The organism is Streptomyces sp. ISL-100 (genome assembly GCF_018614615.1).
GTDB lineage: Bacteria > Actinomycetota > Actinomycetes > Streptomycetales > Streptomycetaceae > Streptomyces.
On the sequence record NZ_JAGGOK010000004.1, the window covers coordinates 17004 to 37537 of the forward strand.

Genomic DNA, 20534 nt, shown 5'->3' on the forward strand with positions numbered 1-20534 from the left:
GAAATGGCCTATGGCGAGATATGTGGAAGGCCGTTAGGGTGTGCGGAACGCGTCAACAGCCCGCCCAAGGCGGATGCATCCGACGCGCGGTGTGCCGGGAAGTCTGGTCGGCGTCCTAGGGGCCGCATGCCCTTGTGTCGATACCCCATGCCGATGCCCCGGAGGCTTCACCGATGGCTGCCGCCCCACGCGAGCGTTCCCCTTTTCTCGGCCTTCTGCCGCTGCCTGAGCGCACAGCCGTAACCCAGGCGCTGAGGACGGAAACAGTCGGCGGCCTGGTGCTCCTGGCCGCCGCGGTAGTCGCGCTGGTGTGGGCGAACACCCCGTGGAGCGAGGCGTACGAGCAGATACGCGACTTCCACTTCGGCATACCGGCCCTCGGCCTGGACCTCTCGGTGCAGCACTGGACCTCCGACGGACTCCTCACCATCTTCTTCCTGGTCGCGGGCATCGAGCTGAAACGCGAATTCGTGGTCGGCGAACTGCGCACGCCCGCCACAGCGGCCCTGCCCGTCGTCGCTGCGTTGTGCGGCATGGTGGTGCCGGCCGCCCTGTACGCCGCTACGGTCGCGGCCGGCGGGGGCAGCCTTGAAGGCTGGGCGGTGCCCATGGCCACCGACATCGCCTTCGCACTGGCCGTCCTGGCGGTCCTCAGCACCCACCTGCCCGCCGCTCTCCGGGCCTTTCTGCTCACCCTTGCCGTCGTGGACGACCTGGGTGCGATCTTCATCATCGCGATCTTCTTCACCAGCGATCTGAACTTCATGGCCCTCGGCGGAGCCCTTGCCGGTCTCGTCGTCTTCTACCTTCTCCAGCGCTACCGCGTCCGGGGCTGGTGGTGGTACGTCCCGCTCTCCATCACCACCTGGGCCCTGATGTACAACGGCGGCGTCCACGCGACCGTCGCCGGCGTTGCCATGGGCCTGATCCTGCGCACCACCCGCGACAAGGGCGAGACCTCCACGCCCGCCGAGCGGACCTCCCACCTGCTGCACCCGGTATCGGCGGGCGTCGCGGTGCCGCTGTTCGCTCTCTTCGCCGCAGGCGTCGGTGTCTCCGCCGCGTCGCTCTCAGAGGTCTTCACTCAGCCGGAGCCGCTCGGGGTGGTGCTGGGACTGGTCGTCGGCAAGACCCTGGGCATCTTCGCCGGCACCTACCTTGCTGCCCGCTACACCCGAGCCCGGCTCAACCCGGACCTGGCGTGGGCCGACGTCTTCGCGCTCGCTGTACTGGCCGGGATCGGATTCACCGTCGCCCTGCTGATCGGTGAACTCGCCTTCCCCGACCCGACCGCAGCCGAACACATCAAGGCCGCAGTCCTCATCGGATCACTGATCGCGGCCGGCCTGGCCGCACTGCTGATCAAGCGCCGCAACGGGATCTACCGCCGCCTGTACGAGGAAGAGAACCGGGACGACGACCACGACGGCATCCCCGACATCTACCAGCGCACCAGTACCGGCCAGAACTGACGAATCGGGCAGGCGTCATGGACCCCTCCGTGATGACGGTGGCGATCATCGTCGCCGCCCTGGTAGGACCGCCGTGCTGGAGCTGCGGGAACCGTCGCCTGCATCGTGGACCGCCGCCCGCCCCGGGACTGAGCTGCGGCGCGGGGCTTGACGCCGTATGCGGTGGGCAGAGCGGCGCAAGTACCGCACACACGGCTGTGTCCGCCGTTCCGGTCCCTCTGACGCACAGTAGGGTGACGCCCGCTGGAGTGTTGACGCAGCGTTGACGCCAGAGAGCCGATGGAAGGCACGGAACGTGGTGGAAGGCCGGCAGGTGACCGTACGCGCGATGCGGGTGCGGCACTCGCTGTTCGCAAAGCATCCGGCCCGTACGGTCGTGATGGCCTTCGCTGCGGTGATCCTGCTCGGGACCGCTCTGCTGGCACTGCCGCTCGCTGCGCAGGACGGCCGCGCCGCGGACTTCGTCACCGCCCTGTTCACGTCCACCTCAGCGGTGTGTGTGACCGGCCTCGTAGTGGTCGACACGGGCACATACTGGAGCGGCTTCGGCGAAGGCGTCATTCTCGCGCTCATTCAAGTCGGCGGCTTCGGCATCATGACCATGGCCTCGCTGCTCGCGCTACTCGTGTCCGGCAAGCTGCGCCTGCGCATGCAGCTGACCGCGCAGGCGGAGACGAAGAGCCTCGGCATCGGCGACGTACGCCGGGTACTGCTCGGGGTCGCCGGCAGCACGCTGATCGTGGAGCTGGCGGTCGGCGCCATGCTGGCCCTGCGGCTTCGGTTCGGCTATGACGAGCCCATCGGAGACTCCGTCTACCTCGGGTTCTTCCACGCGGTATCGGCCTTCAACAACGCCGGCTTCGGGCTGCGCGTCGACAACCTCGTTCCGTACGCACAGGATCCGTGGGTGACGCTGCCCATCGCCGCGGCGGTCATCCTGGGCGGCATCGGCTTCCCGGTCCTGCTGGAACTGCTGCGCCATCGACACCGCAAGCGCACCACGGGCCGGCGCAACTGGTCGCTGCACACCAGACTGACGCTGCTCACGACGGCGGTGCTCTTGGTGGCCGGAACAGCGCTCACCAGCCTTCTCGAATGGTCCAACCCGGGGACGCTGGGTGCCTTCGACTGGGGCCAGAAACTGTTGAACGGCTTCTTCCACTCCGCGATGAGCCGCACTGCGGGCTTCAACGCCCTCGACATCGGTGCGATGGAAGCCTCGACCCTGCTGTTCACGTGCGTGCTGATGTTCATCGGTGGCGGCAGCGCGGGAACGGCCGGCGGTATCAAGGTGACGACCTTCGCGGTACTCGCCGCCGCGATGCTCGCCGAAGTGCGTGGTGAGCCCCACTCCGAGACGATGGGCCGCCGTCTCGCGCCGCATGCCCTGCGGCAGGCGCTGACTGTGGCACTGCTCGGTGTCGGGCTGGTCATGGCCTCGACGCTCACCCTGCTGACGATGGTCAAGGCGCCCCTCGAAGCAGTGCTCTTCGAAGCGGTCTCCGCGTTCGGAACCGTCGGAATGTCCACGGGCATCACCGCGGACTTCTCGGATCCCGGCCGCCTGATACTGATCCTGCTCATGTTCGTCGGCCGGCTCGGCCCGATCACCCTGGTCTCGGCCCTCGCCCTGCGCGAGCGCACCCGCCGCTACCAGCTACCCGAGGAGCGACCTGTCATTGGGTAACTACCTGCAAAACATGCGCCGTCGCCGCCGCAAGCGGCTCGCCGACCAGCACGCCGAAGCGAGCGACCAGCGGGTCGCCGTGATCGGTCTGGGCCGGTTCGGCAGTTCGCTGGCCCATGAGCTGACCCGGCGTGGCTGGGACGTCATGGGCATCGACACCGACGCACAGCTGGTGCAGCGGCACAGTGATGCCCTGACGCATTCCGCGGTCGCGGACTGCACCGACCCGGAGGTGCTCCGCCAACTCGGGGTGAACGAGTTCACCAGCGCGGTGGTCGGTATCGGCACCGACATCGAGGCGAGCATCCTGATCACCTCGAACCTGCTGGACGAGGGAGTGCCCAACATCTGGGCCAAGGCCATCAGCCGTCAGCACGGCCAAATCCTCGAACGCCTCGGCGCCCACCACGTCGTACTGCCGGAGCACGAGATGGGCGAACGCGTGGCCCACCTCGTGACCGGGCGCATGCTCGACTTCATCGAGTTCGACGACGACTACGCGCTCGTGAAGACCGTGGCACCCGCCTCCGCCACCGGTGTGCCGCTCGGCCAGAGCCAGGTGCGCAGCAAGTACGGCGTGACGGTCGTGGGCATCAAACGACCGGGCCAGGACTTCACGTACGCCACGGCGGAAACGGTTATAGAGAAGGGCGACGTCATCGTCGTCACGGGCAGGACGCAGGCGGTGGAGACCTTCGCCGCACTCAACTGACCCTGCGTGAAACCTTGTGCTGAACTACCTGGCGACGGCAGGTACATGGGTCGATCCCGGATACACGCCGATGCGGAGCGGGAGGGAGCGTAAGCCCGGCGCCGCCCGGCTGGCTCATGCGCTCACCGCCGCGCCGAGGCCGTCGCGGGAGCCGCGCATCAGGATCGCGTAGACGGCCGACGCGGTGACGACTCCGACGGGCAGGGCCAGGTCCACACCACCCAGGGTTTGGGCGAGCGGCCCCGTGTACAGCGTGTTCACGCAGAGGGCGGCAGCGGTGGTGCCTGCCGCGAGCGCCAGTGCACCCGCCCAGTTGACGCCCGCGGTGAACCAGAAGGGGCTGCCGGGGCTCTCGTCCGTGAGCGCGAGGCCGTCGTAGCGGCCCTGGCGCAGCAGGATGTCCGTGGCGTAGACGGCCATGCTGGGGCCGAGCAGGACGACGGTCAGCTGGAGGACGTTGCTGACGGTGTCGAGGAAGTTGGACACGAGCACCGCGTACAGGGTCAGGGATACGGCGACGAATCCGTCGACGATCACGCTGAAGGAGCGGCGGATACGGAGGCCGACGGCCTGGAGGGCCAGGCCGGCGCTGTAGGCGGTCAGGGCGTTGATGGAGATCGTGCCGAGGACCAGGGCGAGCAGGAAAACGGGGGTGAACCAGCCCGGGAGGATCTCCTCCAGCGCGGTCTGCGGGTCAGTCATGTCGACCGCGGTCGCGGCGAAGGCGCCCAGGGAGCAGACGATGATGCTGGGCAGGAAGCCGCCGAAGGCCGTCCAGCCCACGATCGCCTTGGGGGACGTCGTACGGGGCAGGTAGCGGGAGAAGTCGGCGCTGGTCGTGTAGGACAGCGGGCCCGAGGCGATGAGGGTGACACCGGCTATGAGGGTCGCCCACAGATCGGCGCCGGTCAGCGGTTCGGCGGGTACGTACGAGAAGTCGGTGTGCCCGAGTACGCCGAAGGCGACGACGGCGAACACCGCGGTGAGGGCCAGGGTGATCGGGAGGTAGAGCCTTACGATCGTGGCGTGCCCGTAGACGCTGATGGTCAGGGTGAGCGCGGCGATGACCACCACGACGGTGATTTTGACGCCGGTGTTCGTCGTGATGCCGGCCTTCTGGACGAGGGAGAAGGCGGCGGTCGCGGCGGCGGCCAGGTTCAGGGCGAAGTAACAGACGGAGATCATCCATCCGGTGATCGCGTTGTTCACCCGGTTGCCGCGGATGCCGTACATGGCCCGCGTGATCACTTCGCTCGGCGTGCCCGAGGCCGGGCCTGAGACGGCGAGAAGTCCCGTGAGCAGCCAGAACAGGTTGCCCACCACGATCACGGCGATGGCCTGCCCCAGGCTCAGGCCCATAAGGACCAGCGCGCCGCCGAGCACCAGGCTGAGTTAGTTGACGTTCGCCGCCGCCCAGACGGCGAACAACTCGCGGGGGCGACCGTGGCGTTCCTCGTCGGGAATGTAATCGATGCCGTGGGCCTCGACACTGCCCGCGCGGTCCGAGGGCGGCGGCGCACCGTGCGTGGCTGGGTGCGGGTCGGGGATCGTGGACGCCATGGAGCCCTCCGGGTTTGGTCGTGCCCACCTGCTTGCTTATTGGTCGCACACTCAATAACGTCTGGGGTATGTCGTCAAGCGTTCAGAGCAAGCGAGTTCGGAAATCTCCGGCCGCCCGACGTGCGGAAATCGTCGAAGCGGCCGCAGCCGTCGCGCTGACCGAGGGGCTGGAGTGCGTCACGCTGCGGCGGATCGGCGAAGATCTCGACGTACGGCCGGGCCTCATCAGCCACTACTTCCCCGCGGCGGAGGACCTCGTGGCGGAGGCGTTCGGCACCGCCGCGAGCGCCGAACTCGACATCCTCCTGCCGGCCGAGAGACCCGATGGGACCCCCACGGAGCACCTGGCGCGGTTCTTCGCCCATGCGTCGGGACCGGCGTACGACGACATCAGCCGCCTCTGGATCAACGCGCGCCACCTCAGCCGCTACCGGCCCGTTCTGCGCGACCGCGTCGCAGAGCAGGAGGCCGCCTGGCGCGGGCGGTTGACAGACCTCATCCGGCAGGGCGTCGAGCGGAAGGAATTCCGTACGGACGACCCCCAGGTGACGGCCATCCAGATCCTGGTCGTACTCGACGGCCTCGGCGCCCACGCGAACACCGACACCAGCAATCGCCCGGAGGCGGTGACGCGCATGGCCGTCACCACGGCGGAGCGGGAACTCGGGCTGACGAGCGGCACTATTACCCGGTCCGTCAGCCCCTCCACGGACCCGGCCGCCGACTCGTCCAACACCTCCAACTGACCGTCCCCCACCCGCTTTCCGAGGAGCTTCCGTGCGCACCCGTCTCGTCCTGCTCTCCGCCCGCCTGCTCGACCCGGTCACGGGCGAGTTCCTGCCGGAGACCGCCCTGGCCGTCTCCGCAGGGCGGATCTCCGCGATGGGCGCCGACCGCCCGATACGCGCGCTCGCGGACTCCTCGACGACGGTGATCGACCTCAAGGGGGCCGTGGTGACCCCAGGTCTGGTCGACGGGCACCTCCACCCCGCCTCGGGCGCCGAGCTCACCCACGGACTGGACCTGTCGGGCTGCGCCGACCTGCACGCGGTGCCCGAGACGCTGGCCCGCGCGGTTCGTACCCTCGCGCCCGGCGCATGGCTGCACGGCTGGGGCCTGGACCCGAACGCCTTCGGCGACCGGTCCGTCGAGGCCGCCGCCCTCGCCCCGGTGCGTGCCGGCACTCCTCCAGCTCTTCGACGCCCACTCCATGCTGGCCAGCCCCCGCGCGCTCGAACTCGCCGGCGTCGACGGGCCGCGGACCTTCGCCCAGGCGGCCGAGGTCGTCTGCGACGACGCGGGTCGGCCCACCGGGCTTCTCCTGGAGGACGCCGCCTGCGAACTCGTCGAGCGCGCCGCCCCGCAGCCCACGCATGCGGAGCGCCGCGACCGGCTCGCCGCAGCCCTGCGCGGCATGGCCGCCGCGGGGCTCACCGGCGGTCACGCCATGGACGCCAACGGCGACAGCCTCGCGCTCTACGCCGAACTCGACGCGGCCGGAGAGCTGCCGGTGCGGCTGCGGATCGCACCCTGGTGCCAGCCCGGCGCCGACGCCGACACGCTGCGCGCGCTCATCGAGCAACAGGGCACCGGCGGCACGCTGTGGCGGACCGCGGGCGTCAAGCTCTTCATGGACGGCACCATCGACAACGGCACCGCCTGGCTGGAACACCCGGACTGTCACGGCGAGTCCACGCACGCCTTCTGGCCCGACCCCGAGGCATACACCCACATCATCGGCGAACTCCACCGGGCCGGCGTACCCACCGCCACCCACGCCATCGGTGACGCGGCCGTACGGCACGTCCTCGACACCGTCGAGAAGGCCCTGGCCACCGGCGATGGCGGGGTACGGAACCGGGTCGAGCACATCGAGACCGTGCCGGACGACACCCTGCGCCGCTTCGCCGAGCTCGGCGTCGTCGCGTCCATGCAGCCCACCCACTGCTGCGATTTCACGCGTGCCGACCACTCCGACAACTGGTCGCGCCGCATCGGCGAGGAGCGCGCCTCGCGCGCCTGGCGCTGTCGCGACCTGTGGGACTCCGGCGCCATCGTCGTCCTCGGCTCCGACTGGCCCATCGCCCCCTATCCCCCGCTGGCCGTCATGGCGGGCGCACGCCACCGCCGACCCAGCCGCGATGTGACACAGCCTCCGCACGGCCCCGAACAGGCGCTGACACCACTGGAGGCGCTCCAGGCATTGACCGTCAACCCCGCCTACGCCGCGGGCGAGGAGCGGCATGCGGGGCTCCTCGCCGTCGGCCATCGCGCCGATCTGACCGTCTTCGCCGACAACCCCCTCACCACCCCGTCCACCGACCTGCCCCAGCTCCCGGTGCTGCTCACGGTCCTCGACGGGCGCCCCACCCACCGCGTCGCGGGCCTGTGACCCGACTTCGCGCGACGGACCGGCCGCCTCCCCCCCGTAGAGACAGGTGACAGTGTCCGCGCCCCTTCGGCGCGGCAGCGGGATGGGGAGGGGTCTGACATATGGCTGGACGGGTGGCCGGGCAGTTGGCAGGACGGTTGTCGGGGCGGTTGTCGGGGCGGATACGCAGAGGTGTTACGGGGACGGCGGTCGCGGCGGCGGCCATGGCGGCGCTGACGGGATCGCAGGCGCCGGGTCTCGCGGCGGGAGCCTCCACGCCCGGGGGTGCCAACACATCACCGGACCAGGAGATTTCAGGCGATACGCACTACTATCACGAACTGCCCCCCTTGGGGGTGCGCTACATGTCCGGCCCGTCCGCACAGCCGTCCTCGGGCGGCCCCGTCGTCGCGGTCGACCGCGCGGCGCTGCCGGGCACGGTCCTCGCCGCGTACCGGAAGGCGGAGGCGGCGCTCGCACAGAGCGCCCCGGGATGCGATCTGCGCTGGCAGTTGCTCGCCGCGATCGGCCAGGTGGAGTCCGGGCAGGCGCGGGGCGGGCGAGTGGACGCGGACGGCACGACGTACGCGCCCATCATCGGTCCCCAGCTGAACGGCCGGGGGTTCGCCCAGATCCGGGACACCGACGGCGGCGCGTACGACCGTGACACCTCCTACGACCATGCCGTCGGCCCGATGCAGTTCATCCCGTCGACCTGGGCACGGTGGGGCGCCGACGGCAACGGCGACGGCAGCGCGGACCCCCACAACGTCTACGACGCGGCGCTCGCGGCGGGCCGCTACCTGTGCGCGGGCGGGCGCGACCTCTCCCGGGCCCAGGACCTCGACAGCGCGATCCTGTCCTACAACCGCTCGCGGGAATACCTTCGTGTGGTCTTGTCCTGGTACGGCTACTTCAGGGACGGGCACCAGGTGGTGCCGGACCGGAGCGGTACGGGTTCCGCTTCCGGTTCCGGTTCTGGTTCTGGTACGAAGCCGGGCTCGCCCGGTACCGCGGGGAGCAAGCCGGGCGGTGCCGGGCCGCGTACCCCCGCCACACCCTCACGGCCGGCGTCCGAGCCGCCCTCGTCCTCACCCAAGCCGTCCGCGAAGCCCACACCCAAGCCCGTTCCGAAGCCCTCGCCGTCGGACCGGTCCACGGGCGGGGTGAAGCCCGTGGCGCCTCTGCCCAGCGCTCCCGGCACCGGCACCGGCCCCGGCATCGGGCTGCCGGGAGACGGCGAAGGCGTCCTTCCGGACGCGGACGGCGGGACGCTGACCGACAACGGTTAGGACTCACTCCCGCCTCCCCCCTCCACAACTCCGAATACCGGGCGGTAACCTCCGGGCGATCAGGAGTGAGCGCGAGGAGGGGCTTCATGGCGACGGATATGGATCCTTCATACCTGGCGTCGCGACCGGGCGAGGAAGCGGCCCATCTGCGGTGGCAGCACATGTGGGCCCATCGCGAGCAACTGCTCAAGGTGGCGCGCCGCAGGTCCATGAGTGCGGAGGACGCCGAGGACGCCGTACAGGAGGCGATGCTGCGCGGCGCGCAGCACACGCATCTCGACGACGCACGCATGGGCGCATGGCTGACCACGGTGACCATGCGCCTGTGCGTCGACCGGTACCGGCAGGTCCACCGCGAGGCCCAGGTGTCCGGCACCCGCACGCTCACCGCCCCCGGCCCCGTCCCGGTCGAGGAGGCGGTGTGCGACCGGGCGGAGGCCAGGTGGGTGGCGTTCCAGAGCAAGGAGCTGCCAGCCCGCCAGGCGGAGGCACTCCGGCTGAAGTCGGAGGACCGCGACATCGGGCAGATCGCCAGCGAGATGGATCTCAGTTACGAGGCGGTCGAGTCACTGCTGGCCAGGGCCCGGCGTACGCTCCGCAACTCCCTGGCCGGCACGCTGGCGCTCGGCCTGTGGCTGATCGGGCGCGGCCGGGATCAGGCAGGTCAGGCGGGTCATGCGGGCGGGCATGCCCAGGCGCTGGCCGCAGCTTCCGCCGCGGCGACGTTGGCCGTAGTGGGACTGGTCGTGCCCTTCGCGTACGAGCCGACTCCGCCGGGGCCTGCGCGGTCCGGCACGTCGGAGGCGACGGAGGACGTGGACACGGCCGGCTACTCCGAAAACCCGGCTGCCCGGTCCGTCTCACCGGTCTCCCCCGACTCCCCGGCCTCGTCCGTTCGCCCCGATGCCGCACACACGGCGGCGCGGAGCGGGAAGGCGTCACCCACGGGGCTCCCGACGCCGTTGCCGGAGGTTCCGATGCCTGAGGTTCCGATGCCGAAGGTCGCTCTGCCGGAAGTCTCACCACCGCTGCCGGCCACCCCGGACACACCACGGCTCCCGGCCGCACCGCCACTGCCCTCAGCGCCACCGCTCCCTGACACCACCGCCGTACCGGACGCCGTCGGGGCCGTTCCCACCGACACACCCACCGACGTACCGACCGACGTGCTGGACGAGGCCCCGCACACCGGCGAACACCCCTGATTTCCGCCTCGTAAAAATTTCTCGACTTCTTCGCGACGGATCCGCCGCCCTTCCCCGTAGAGCAGATGTCAGAGCTGCTCCCCGCTGAAGGGTGAACCGGATGGGTGTCGAGATCTGTGTGGAAGGGTTGACAAAATCCTTCGGCAACCAGGTCATCTGGCAGGACGTCTCACTGACACTGCCCGCCGGTGAGGTATCCGTCATGCTCGGCCCCTCGGGGACGGGAAAGTCGGTGTTTCTCAAGACGCTCGTGGGCCTGCTCAAGCCGGAGCGGGGTTCGATCACGATCGCCGGGCAGGACATCACCAAGCTCCGCGAGCGCGACCTCTACGAGGTGCGCAAGCTCTTCGGTGTGCTGTTCCAGGACGGCGCCCTGTTCGGGTCGATGAGCCTGTACGACAACATCGCCTTCCCGCTGCGGGAGCACACCCGAAAGCCGGAGAGCGAAGTCAGACGGATCGTCCTCGAAAAGATGGACATGGTCGGTCTGATCGGTGCCGAGGACAAGCTGCCCGGCGAGATATCCGGCGGGATGCGCAAGCGGGCGGGACTGGCGCGGGCACTGGTGCTCGACCCCGAGATCATCCTTTTCGACGAGCCGGACTCGGGGCTCGACCCGGTGCGGGTGGCCTATCTCAACCAGCTGATCGTCGATCTGAACGCGCAGATCGACGCCACCTTCCTGATCGTCACCCACGACATCGCCTCGGCCCGCCTGGTCCCGGACAACATAGGGCTGCTTTTCCGGCGCGAACTGGTGATGTTCGGGCCTCGCGAGGAGCTGCTCACCAGCGACGAACCGGTCGTACGGCAGTTCCTCAACGGCCGCATGCAGGGGCCGATCGGGATGGCGGAGGAAAAAGACGCCGCCCAGGTCGAACAGGAGCTCGCCGAGCTCGGCAACGGCACAGGACAGAGCACAGAGGAAACGTCCGCAACGGTCATGACCCCGCGCCTGCTGCCCAGCCCCGGAGTCACCCGCCCGCCCCGCTGGCAGGCGATCGCCGAGCGCGAGACGGCGCTCCACCAGCCGAAGAAGGAGACGAAGGAGACGAAGGAGGTGACGGACGCGTGAGTCTGTCCCCCACGGGAGCGCTGAAACACTCCGGCAGCCTGTTCGCCATGGCCCTGGACGTCCTCAGGACCCTCCCCCGACGCCCCTTCCAGCTAAGGGAATTCATTCAGCAGGCCTGGTTCATCGCCAGCGTCACCATCCTCCCTACCGCCCTCGTCTCCATCCCCTTCGGCGCCGTCATCGCGCTCCAGATCGGCAGCCTGACCCGGCAGCTCGGCGCCCAGTCGTTCTCCGGCGCCGCCTCCGTGCTTGCCGTACTGCGCGAGGCATCCCCCATCGTTACGGCGCTGCTCATCGCCGGGGCCGGCGGCACAGCGATCTGTGCGGACCTCGGGGCACGCAAGATCCGGGAGGAGATCGACGCCATGCAGGTGCTCGGCATCGACCCGATCCACCGCCTGGTCGTGCCGCGCGTCCTGGCCACGATGCTCGTGGCGGTCCTCCTCAACGGCCTGGTCTCCGTCGTCGGGGTCGCCGGCGGCTACTTCTTCAACGTGATCATGCAGAACGGCACCCCCGGCGCGTATCTGGCCTCCTTCACCACCCTCGCCCAGTTGTCGGACCTGTGGGCGGGCGAACTCAAGGCGCTGGTCTTCGGCGCCATCGCCGCGATCGTCGCCTCGTACAAGGGCCTCAACGCCAAGGGCGGACCCAAGGGCGTGGGCGACGCCGTGAACCAGTCCGTGGTCATCACCTTCATGTTGCTGTTCGTGACGAACTTCGTGATGACCGCCGTGTACTTCCAAATCGTCCCGCAGAGAGGTTAGTTGTGCGACTTCTCGACCGCCCGCTGCGCTCCCTGGAGGAGCTGGGCACGCAGATGGTCTTCTACGGGCGTTCCGTCGCCTGGACCGGCCGCACCCTGCGCCGCTACAAGAAGGAAGTTCTGCGCCTGCTGGCCGAGGTGAGTTTCGGCCGCGGCGCGCTGGCGGTCGTCGGCGGCACGGTCGGCGTCATCGCCTTTCTCTCCTTCTTCACCGGCACCGAGGTCGGACTTCAGGGGTACGCCGCCCTCAACCAGCTCGGCACGTCCAACTTCGTGGCGTTCCTCTCCGCGTACTTCAACACCCGCGAAATCGCCCCGCTCGTCGCAGGGCTTGCTCTGTCGGCGACGGTAGGCGCGGGCTTCACCGCCCAGCTCGGTGCGATGCGCATCAGCGAGGAGACCGACGCGCTGGAGGTGATGGGCGTACCGTCGCTGCCGTTCCTGGTGACCACCCGCATGATCGCCGGCTTCGTGGCGGTGATCCCGCTGTACGTCGTCGGGCTGCTGTCCTCCTACTTCGCCGCCCGTACCATCACCACCGGCTATTACGGGCAGTCCACCGGAACGTACGACCACTACTTCCAGCAGTACCTGCCACCGGTCGACGTGCTGTGGTCCTTCGGCAAGGTGATCGTCTTCGCCGTCGTCATCATCCTGGTGCACTGCTACTACGGCTATTACGCGAGCGGCGGCCCGGCCGGTGTCGGGGTCGCGGTCGGACGCGGCGTACGGACGTCGATCGTGGCCATCAACATCCTCGACTTCTTCCTCAGCCTTGCGATCTGGGGCGCCAACACGACCGTACGGATAGCGGGGTAGGCGGGCCGATGCGCATACGAATACCGAAGATGCCGGTGGCTCTCGCCCGGCCCACCCAACTCCGCCTGTACGGAGTCGTGTTCATCGCGGTCATCGCCCTGCTGCTGTCGCTGACGGTCGCCGTCTACCAGCAGGTCTTCACCTCGGTCGTGCGGATCACCCTGGAGGCGGACACCCTCGGCAACCAGCTGGAGCCGCGCGCCGACGTCAAGCTGCGCGGCCTGCTGGTCGGTGAGGTCCGCGACGTGCGGGCCGACGGCGAGAAGGCGACCCTCGGCATCGCGCTGAAGCCGGAACACGTCCGCCTCATCCCGGCCGACGTGCACGCCCGGCTGCTGCCGAAGACACTGTTCGGTGAGAAGTACGTCGACCTGGTGGCCACACCCCACACCTCCACGCGGCACATCCGGGCCGGTGACGTCATCACCCAGGACCGCACCAAGGTCGGCATCGAGCTCCAGCAGCTGATGAACGACCTGCTGCCGCTGCTGCGCACCGTGCAGCCCGCGAAGCTGAACGCCACCCTGTCCGCCTTCTCCACGGCCCTCGAAGGGCGCGGCGACAAGATCGGCGACAACCTCGTACGTCTCGAGAAGTACCTGCGCCGGCTCAACCCGCACATGCCGTCCCTCCAGAAGGACATCTCCCGGTTCGCCGATGTGGCCGAGGTGTACGGCGAAGCCGCCCCCGACCTGCTGCGGGTCCTGCGCAACACCCTCACCACCAGCCGGACCCTGGTCGAGAAGGAGGACCAGCTGGCGTCGGTCCTCTCCTCGACCGCCACCGCCGCGAACACCACCGAAGGCGTACTCGACGAGAACTCGCAGCGGCTCATCACCCTGGGCCGCGTCTCCCGTCCCACGCTGGCTCTGTTCGCCCGTTACTCACCGGAGTACCCGTGCCTGCTGGCCGGGCTGGTGCGGCAGGAAGCGGCGGCCGAAGAGGCGTTCAAGGGCGGGAAGATGCGCATCACCCTCGAATTTGTCCCCCAACGTCCCTCCTACCGACCCGGCGAGGAACCGCGCTATGCCGACCGCTCCGGCCCCAACTGCAGAGGTCTTCCCCACCCTCACGTTCCCGCACCACCGACCAAGCTCAACGACGGTACGTCGGCGTCGCACAGCCCGCGCGGTGCTGTGCCCTCCGTCTCCGGCACGACGGCCGAACAGAACGCCGTCGCCTCGCTCGTGGCCCCGGCCATGGGCGTGCCCGCCGACGAGGTACCGGCGGTCACGACGCTGCTCTTCGGTCCGATGGCACGAGGAACGGCGGTGAGCGTCGCATGAGCCGTAAGAACGCCAGGACGACAGCTCCCCAGCTGATCAAGCTCGGTATCTTCGCGGTGGTGACGGTGGCGGCGACCGCCGTGCTCGCGGCCACCATCGTCAACCTCTCCTTCACTCCCAAGGAGACGTACGCCGCCGTATTCAGCGATGTCACCAGCCTGGAGGAGGGCGACGACATCCGGGTCGCCGGGGTGCGCGTCGGCGAGGTCGAAAGCATCGACATCAAGGACCGGACGCTGGCCGAGGTCACCTTCACCGTCTCCCGCGACCGCCCGCTGCTCACCAGCACCCGCGCCGCCATCCGCTACCGGAGTCTGATCGGGCAGCGGTACGTCGCGCTGATGGAAGGCACGGGGGATGCGACGCCACTGCGGCCCGGTGGGCGTATCCCGCTGGCCCGCACCGAGCCGGCGCTTGATCTCAACGCGTTGCTGAACGGGTTCAAGCCGCTGTTCGCCGCGCTGAGCCCCAAGGACGTCAACCAGCTCGCCACCGAGATCGTCAAGACCCTTCAGGGCGAGGGCGGTACGGTCCGCAGTCTGCTCGCGCACACCGCCTCGCTCACGACGACGCTCGCCGAACGGGACAAGCTGATCGGCTCGGTGATCGACAACCTCAACACCGTGCTGAAGACGGTGGACAAGCGCAGCACCCGCTTCTCTGACCTGATCTCCCAACTGCAGCGGCTCATTTCGGGGCTGTCGGCCGACCGGAAGCCCATCGGGGAATCGCTGGCCGGCATCAACGGCCTCGCGGAGGCGACTTCGGGGCTGCTCAAGGACGCCCGCCCGCCGCTGAAGAACGACATAGCTGAGCTCGGCGAGCTCACCGGGACGCTGAACGACCACGAGAAGACAGTGGAGGGCGTCCTGCAACGGCTGCCCAACAAGCTCAACAAATTGACCGGCACCGCCTCGTACGGCTCCTGGTTCAACTTCTACCTGTGCGACTTCGACGGCCGGATCGTGCTGCCGAAGACCGCCGAAGTCATCACTCCGGAACTCCATGTCGCGCGAGCGAGGTGCGGCCGTTGATTCCCTTCCGTGAACGCAATCCCGTGGTGATCGGCACCGTCGGCCTCACCACGATCGCGCTGCTGATCGCCGCCGCGTTCAACGTCCAGGACCTGCCGCTGATCGGCAGCGGTGAGAAGTACAGCGCCGCGTTCTCCGAGGCCGGCGGGCTCAAGCCCGGCGACGAGGTACGGATCGCCGGCGTCAAGGTCGGCAAGGTCGACGACGTCGGGCTGGACGACGGCCACGTCAAGGTGACCTTCCGGGTGAAGGAAGACCCTGAATTCGGGACGCGGACCGGTGCGTCCATCCGCGTCAAGACGATCCTCGGCTCGAAGTACCTCGCGCTGGAGCCGAAAGGCTCCGGGCTGCTGGAGCCGGGCAGCGAGATCCCGCTGAGCCGGACCGTTCCGGCGTACGACGTGGTGGAGGCCTTCAGCGAACTCACCACCACCACGGAGAAGATCGACAAAGAACGGCTGGCCACGGCCCTGGACACTCTCTCCGCCACCTTCGAGGACGCTCCCGACGAGGTCAAAGCCTCCATCGCGGGGCTGTCGAAGATCTCGCGGACCGTGTCCTCCCGTGACGAGGCGCTGCGCGAACTCCTAGGCCATGCCAACGGCGTCACCGGTGTGCTCGCCAAGCGCAAGGGCGAGTTCAGCAAGCTGGTCAAGGACGGCGACAAGCTGTTCGAGGAGATCAACGCGCGGCGGCAGGTCATCCACGCGCTGCTGAAGAGCTCCGTTGCGCTGAGCATTCAGCTGTCCGGCCTGGTCAAGGACAACCGAGAGGCCATCGGGCCCGCGCTCAGCCGCCTGAACACCGTGGTGAAGATGCTGGAACGCAACCAAGCCAGCCTCGACCGCAGCGTCAAGCTGCTGGCGCCCTTCACCCGCGTCTTCACCAACACCCTCGGCAATGGCCGCTGGTTCGACAGCTACATCCAGAACCTGGTCGCCCCGACACCGGTGGAACCACGGACGGGAGGGTCACGATGACGACCGACCGCATCAAAGCCGTACGCCGCATCGCGCTCGCCACAGTCCTCGTGGTCTGCGCCGTCCTCACCTTCGTCCACCTGTCCAAGTCGCCGGTGGTCCGGGTGACGGCGTACTTCCCGCGTACGGTCGGCATCTATCCAGGGTCCGACGTGCGCGTGCTCGGCGTCCGGATCGGCGAGGTCAAGAAGATCACGCCGCAAGGTGACCGGGTGCGCGTCGAGCTGGAGTACGCCGATGAATACAAGGTCCCGGCGGACGCCAAGGCGGCGATCATCAACTCCTCGGTGGTCAGCGACCGTTACCTCCAGCTGCTCCCCGTCTACCGCTCCGGCCCTGCCATGAAGAGCGCCGACGTAATCCCCGAGCACCGCACGGCCGTGCCGGTCGAGCTCGACCGCGTCTTCGACAGCCTGCGTACGACAGGCGAGGCGCTCGGCCCCCGGGGCGCCAACAAGGACGGTTCGCTGTCCCGGCTCCTGGCTGTCAGTGCGGACAACCTCCAGGGGCAGGGCGGGAAGCTGCACCGGACGGTCGAGGACCTTTCGCAGGCCGTCACCACGCTGTCCGACGGCCGGCAGGACCTCTTCGGGACGGTGGAGAACCTTCAGCAGTTCACGGCTGTGCTGGCGGCCGACGATTCGAGCGTCCGGTCGTTCAACAACAGCCTGGCCAAGGTCGCCGATCAGCTGGCCGGGGAGCGCAAGGACCTCGCCGCCGCCATCAAGCACCTGGCGGCCGCGCTCGCCGATGTGTCGGACTTCGTGAAGAAGAACAAGAAGGCGCTGACCGCGAATGTGAAGGGGCTGAGCAAGGTGACCAGCGTGCTGGTCACGCAGCGAGCGGCCCTGGAGGAGCTGCTGGAGGTAGCCCCCGCCGGCCTGTCCAACCTCCAGAACGCCTACAACCCCGAATCCGGCACGCTCGACACGCGTAACAACGCCGAACAGCTTCACCAGGACCCGGCCTCCCTGCTGTGCTCCCTGCTGAAGACGACCGGCGAGACGGCCGGGAAGACGGCCGACTGCCGGGACCTGAAGAAGCTGTTCGACTCCCTGCCCGAGCTGCCGGAGGCCGACGCGGTCACCGGAGCGGTGCCGACGGGCTCGACGGGCTCGACCGACAAGACGCTCGGCGGAATCCTGGAGGCCCGTACATGACAGCTCCACGGAAGGCAGCCCTGTGGGCGGCCGCCGGCTCATTGCTGCTCACCGGCTGCGAATTCGACGGGCTGTACGACGTTCCGCTGCCCGGCGGCGCGGCCACGGACGGCAACAGCTACCGGGTCACAGTGGAATTCCAGGACGTCCTCGATCTCGTCCCGCAGTCCACGGTGAAGGTCAACAACGTCACCGTAGGCGCCGTCGAGAAAGTGGAACTGCACGGCTGGCACGCCCTCGTGCGGCTGCGCATCTCCGATTCGGTCAAGCTGCCCGGCAACGCGATCGCCGGGCTGCGGCAGACCAGCATGCTCGGTGAGAAGTACGTGGCACTCTCGGCGCCCACCGACACCGAGCCGGTGGGCAGGCTGACCGACGGCGCGAAGATCCCGCTTTCCCGCAGCGGACGCAATCCCGAGATCGAGGAGGTGCTGTCGGCCCTGTCCGCTCTGCTCAACGGTGGCGGGGTCGCTCAGCTCAAGACGATCACGGTGGAGCTGAACAAAGCCCTGGACGGCCGCGAGGACCGCGTCAAGGCCCTGCTCACGGAGCTGGACACCTTTATCGGCGGCCTCGACAAGCAGAAGAAGGAGATCGTCCGCGCGCTGGAGGGCATCGACAAGCTGTCCAAGACCCTGGCCAGGGAGAAGAAGACGATCGACAAGGCCATCACCACCATGCCGCCCGCGCTGAAGGTGCTGGCCGACCAGCGGACCAAACTGACCAGGATGCTCACTTCGCTGTCGAAGCTCGGCACGACCGGCACCGAGGTGATCAAGGCGTCGCGGGCCGACGTCATCGCCAATCTCCGCCATCTCCAGCCGATTCTCAGCCAGCTGAACAAGGCAGGCGCCGATCTCCCCAACGCGCTGGAACTGCTGACGACGTATCCGTTCCCCCGCAATGTGGTGGACGCGATCAAGGGTGACTACGTCAACCTCAAGGTGACCGCCGATCTCGACCTGGCGAGCATCTACGGCAATCTCGCCGACGACCCGAAGAAGCCGGGCAAGCCCGGGCTTCCCGGTGCGCCCACCCCGGAGATCCCCGGGGTCCCCGAGCTTCCCGGGACCCCTCAACTCCCCGATACCCCCCGGCTGCCGGACACACCGGACCTGCCGGACTCGCCTTCGGCCCCGCCGGTACCTCCCGCCCCGGCGGATCCTTCGCATCCTTCGGATCCGCCGGGGGCGGGGGACGGCGACCTGGGGTGCCTGCCGCTGTGCACCGGCACCCACGCCGCGTACCCGACGACCTCCGCGGGCGCCGGGAGCGGCTATCCGCGCGGTGTCGACGTGTCCCTCGCGGAACTGCTGATGAAGGGGATGATGCCGTGATCACCCGCATGGTCAGGCTCCAACTGCTCGCCTTCGCGATCGTCACCGCCCTCGGAGTGTCGTACGTCGGCGTCGAGTACACCGGACTGGTCGACCGCGTCCTGGACCGCGGCTACACCGTACGGGCCGAGTTCGCCGATTCCGGAGGCATCTACTCCGGCGCCGAGGTCACCTACCGCGGGGTCCCCGTGGGCCGCGTCGGCGATCTCCGGCTGACCGAGGCGAGCGGCGTATCGGTGGCGCTGGATCTGGAGGACTCCCCCAGCATCCCGGCGGACAGCCTGGCCGTGGTGGCGAACCGTTCGGCCGTCGGCGAGCAGTACGTCGACCTCCAGCCGCGCTCCGATGACGGCCCGGGCCTGCGGGACGGCAGCACCATCCCGCGCCGGAACACGCGTGTGCCCGCACCCACCACTGAGCTGATCCTCAGCCTGGACCGGCTGGTCAACTCGGTGGACAAGAAGGACCTGCGCGTCACGGTCGACGAGCTGGGCAAGGCCTTCGCCGGCACCGGCCCGCACCTGAGCCGGCTGGTGGACTCGGGCAACGCCCTGGTCGAGTCGGCATCGGACTCGCTCCCCCAGACGATCGCGCTGATCGAGGACTCGCGGAAGGTCCTGAAGACACAGGCCGACCAGGGCTCCGCGATCAAGTCCTTCTCCCGCGATCTGGCGGCGCTGACCGCCCAGTTGAAGACGAGCGACGGGGACATCCGCGCCCTGATGGACAACGGCACCTCGGCCTCCCGCCAAGTGGACGCGCTCCTGAAGGACAACCGGACCCACCTCCCGGTTCTGCTGGGCAACCTGATCAGCGGCGGTCAGGTCACCGTCGCCCGCCTGCCGGGTGTGGAACAGGCGCTCGTCACCTTCCCCGTGGTGGTCTCGGGCAGCTACACAGTCCTCCCCGGAGACGGCACCACCCACTTCGGCATGGTCACCAACGCCGACGAACCCCCGCCCTGCCGCCAGGGCTACGACACCCAGCGCCGCGACCCCGCCGACACCACGCAGCGCGCGGCCAACACCGGTGCCCGCTGCACGGCCCCGCGCGGCGGCGACACCTCGGTCCGGGGAGCCCAGAACGCCCCGGGCGCGGGCGGGACTTCGGGCCGGGCATCGCACGTAACCGCCTACGACCCCGAGACGGGCGCCGCGAGCGGCCCGGACGGAAAGCCCGTACAGATCGGCTCGACGGGCGGAGCACAAAGCCTCTTCGGAAAGGACTCCTGGCAATGGCTGCTGGTGGGACCCATGGCATGATCCGCGTACTCCTGACCCGTGCGGTCCGGCCCCTGCGCCACCGGCGAGCCGTGGCGGTACTGGCCGTCGTGGCCGCCGTGTCGGCGGCCGCATCCGGCTGGCTGGGCGTCCAGGTGTACGAGCGCCATACGACGGAGCGGCGGCACCAGGACATCCTGGTCGCCGCCCGCCAGTCGGCGCTCAACTTCACCTCGCTCGACTACCGGCACTACGACCGGGACAGCGAGAACGTCCTGAAGGGCGCGACCGGGGACTTCGAGAAGCAGTTCTCGGCGCAGACCGAGAAGCTGACGAAAATCGTCGCCGGCAACAAGTCGGTCTCCGAGGGACAGATCCTCGACGCGGGCATCGCCGACGCGGACGAACGCACCGCCCGTGTCCTGGTGGTGGCCGACAGCAAGGTCACCAACGTCGCGGCTCCCCAGGGAACGTCCCGCAACTACCGCCTTCAGCTCGACCTCGTCTTCGAGGACGGACGGTGGCTGACGTCCAACGTCGAATTCGTCGGCTGACACA

The 20534-nt window shown here is 68.9% G+C and carries 16 protein-coding genes and 2 pseudogenes; 17 read left to right on the plus strand and 1 reads right to left on the minus strand.

Going from position 1 to position 20534, the window contains the following annotated elements; translation table 11 throughout:
• The first annotated feature begins 173 nt into the window (after positions 1-173).
• The 3 genes from nhaA to J7E89_RS02295 all read left to right on the plus strand — a co-directional run bounded on the left by nhaA (position 174) and on the right by J7E89_RS02295 (position 3871).
• Positions 174-1472 carry a Na+/H+ antiporter NhaA gene (gene nhaA / locus J7E89_RS02285; protein WP_214967607.1) on the plus strand — a complete coding sequence of 433 codons (1299 nt, stop codon included), beginning with the start codon at positions 174-176 and terminating at the stop codon, positions 1470-1472.
• 313 nt (positions 1473-1785) lie between these two features.
• Positions 1786-3159 carry a potassium transporter TrkG gene (locus J7E89_RS02290; protein WP_308315299.1) on the plus strand — a complete coding sequence of 458 codons (1374 nt, stop codon included), beginning with the start codon at positions 1786-1788 and terminating at the stop codon, positions 3157-3159.
• A gap of 13 nt (positions 3160-3172) precedes the next feature.
• Positions 3173-3871, plus strand: a complete 699-nt coding sequence (locus J7E89_RS02295; RefSeq protein ID WP_214967610.1) for a TrkA family potassium uptake protein — start codon at positions 3173-3175, stop codon at positions 3869-3871.
• Between the two features lie 114 nt (positions 3872-3985).
• On the opposite strand, the pseudogene J7E89_RS02300 reads toward J7E89_RS02295, so the two are convergent.
• Positions 3986-5431 (minus strand): annotated as a pseudogene (locus tag J7E89_RS02300) (cytosine permease).
• Between the two features lie 68 nt (positions 5432-5499).
• Here J7E89_RS02300 and J7E89_RS02305 point away from each other — a divergent pair.
• The 14 genes and pseudogenes from J7E89_RS02305 (at position 5500) to J7E89_RS02370 (ending at position 20530) form a co-directional block, all read left to right on the plus strand.
• Entirely contained in the window at positions 5500-6177 is a 678-nt protein-coding gene (locus tag J7E89_RS02305; RefSeq protein ID WP_214967612.1) for a TetR/AcrR family transcriptional regulator, read from the plus strand.
• Between the two features lie 31 nt (positions 6178-6208).
• A pseudogene (locus J7E89_RS02310) lies at positions 6209-7823 on the plus strand (amidohydrolase).
• A 101-nt stretch (positions 7824-7924) separates the two neighbouring features.
• A complete protein-coding gene (locus tag J7E89_RS02315) occupies positions 7925-9094 on the plus strand; it encodes a lytic transglycosylase domain-containing protein (protein ID WP_251060002.1) in 1170 nt (389 codons plus the stop codon).
• Positions 9095-9180: 86 nt separating this feature from the next.
• Positions 9181-10299 carry an RNA polymerase sigma factor gene (locus tag J7E89_RS02320; RefSeq protein WP_214967614.1) on the plus strand — a complete coding sequence of 373 codons (1119 nt, stop codon included), beginning with the start codon at positions 9181-9183 and terminating at the stop codon, positions 10297-10299.
• A 100-nt stretch (positions 10300-10399) separates the two neighbouring features.
• Positions 10400-11374 carry an ABC transporter ATP-binding protein gene (locus J7E89_RS02325; RefSeq protein WP_214967617.1) on the plus strand — a complete coding sequence of 325 codons (975 nt, stop codon included), beginning with the start codon at positions 10400-10402 and terminating at the stop codon, positions 11372-11374.
• A complete protein-coding gene (locus J7E89_RS02330) occupies positions 11371-12141 on the plus strand; it encodes an ABC transporter permease (protein WP_214967619.1) in 771 nt (256 codons plus the stop codon). The genes J7E89_RS02325 and J7E89_RS02330 overlap by 4 nt, the downstream gene beginning before the upstream one ends.
• A gap of 53 nt (positions 12142-12194) precedes the next feature.
• Positions 12195-12959: an ABC transporter permease gene (locus J7E89_RS02335; RefSeq protein WP_214968111.1), complete on the plus strand. Its 765-nt coding sequence runs from the start codon at positions 12195-12197 to the stop codon at positions 12957-12959.
• Positions 12960-12967: 8 nt separating this feature from the next.
• Positions 12968-14245 carry an MCE family protein gene (locus tag J7E89_RS02340; protein WP_374196774.1) on the plus strand — a complete coding sequence of 426 codons (1278 nt, stop codon included), beginning with the start codon at positions 12968-12970 and terminating at the stop codon, positions 14243-14245.
• Positions 14242-15279 carry an MCE family protein gene (locus J7E89_RS02345; protein ID WP_214967622.1) on the plus strand — a complete coding sequence of 346 codons (1038 nt, stop codon included), beginning with the start codon at positions 14242-14244 and terminating at the stop codon, positions 15277-15279. The genes J7E89_RS02340 and J7E89_RS02345 overlap by 4 nt, the downstream gene beginning before the upstream one ends.
• Positions 15276-16259 carry an MCE family protein gene (locus J7E89_RS02350; protein WP_214967624.1) on the plus strand — a complete coding sequence of 328 codons (984 nt, stop codon included), beginning with the start codon at positions 15276-15278 and terminating at the stop codon, positions 16257-16259. The genes J7E89_RS02345 and J7E89_RS02350 overlap by 4 nt, the downstream gene beginning before the upstream one ends.
• Positions 16256-17419, plus strand: a complete 1164-nt coding sequence (locus J7E89_RS02355; RefSeq protein WP_214967626.1) for an MCE family protein — start codon at positions 16256-16258, stop codon at positions 17417-17419. Before J7E89_RS02350 ends, J7E89_RS02355 begins: the two co-directional genes overlap by 4 nt.
• Positions 17416-18756, plus strand: coding sequence for an MCE family protein (locus J7E89_RS02360; protein WP_214967628.1), 1341 nt, complete (start codon positions 17416-17418; stop codon positions 18754-18756). The genes J7E89_RS02355 and J7E89_RS02360 overlap by 4 nt, the downstream gene beginning before the upstream one ends.
• Complete coding sequence (locus J7E89_RS02365; RefSeq protein WP_214967630.1) at positions 18753-20018, plus strand: MCE family protein; 1266 nt, start codon at positions 18753-18755, stop codon at positions 20016-20018. The genes J7E89_RS02360 and J7E89_RS02365 overlap by 4 nt, the downstream gene beginning before the upstream one ends.
• Positions 20015-20530: a hypothetical protein gene (locus J7E89_RS02370; protein WP_214967633.1), complete on the plus strand. Its 516-nt coding sequence runs from the start codon at positions 20015-20017 to the stop codon at positions 20528-20530. The genes J7E89_RS02365 and J7E89_RS02370 overlap by 4 nt, the downstream gene beginning before the upstream one ends.
• The last annotated feature ends 4 nt before the right edge of the window (positions 20531-20534 follow it).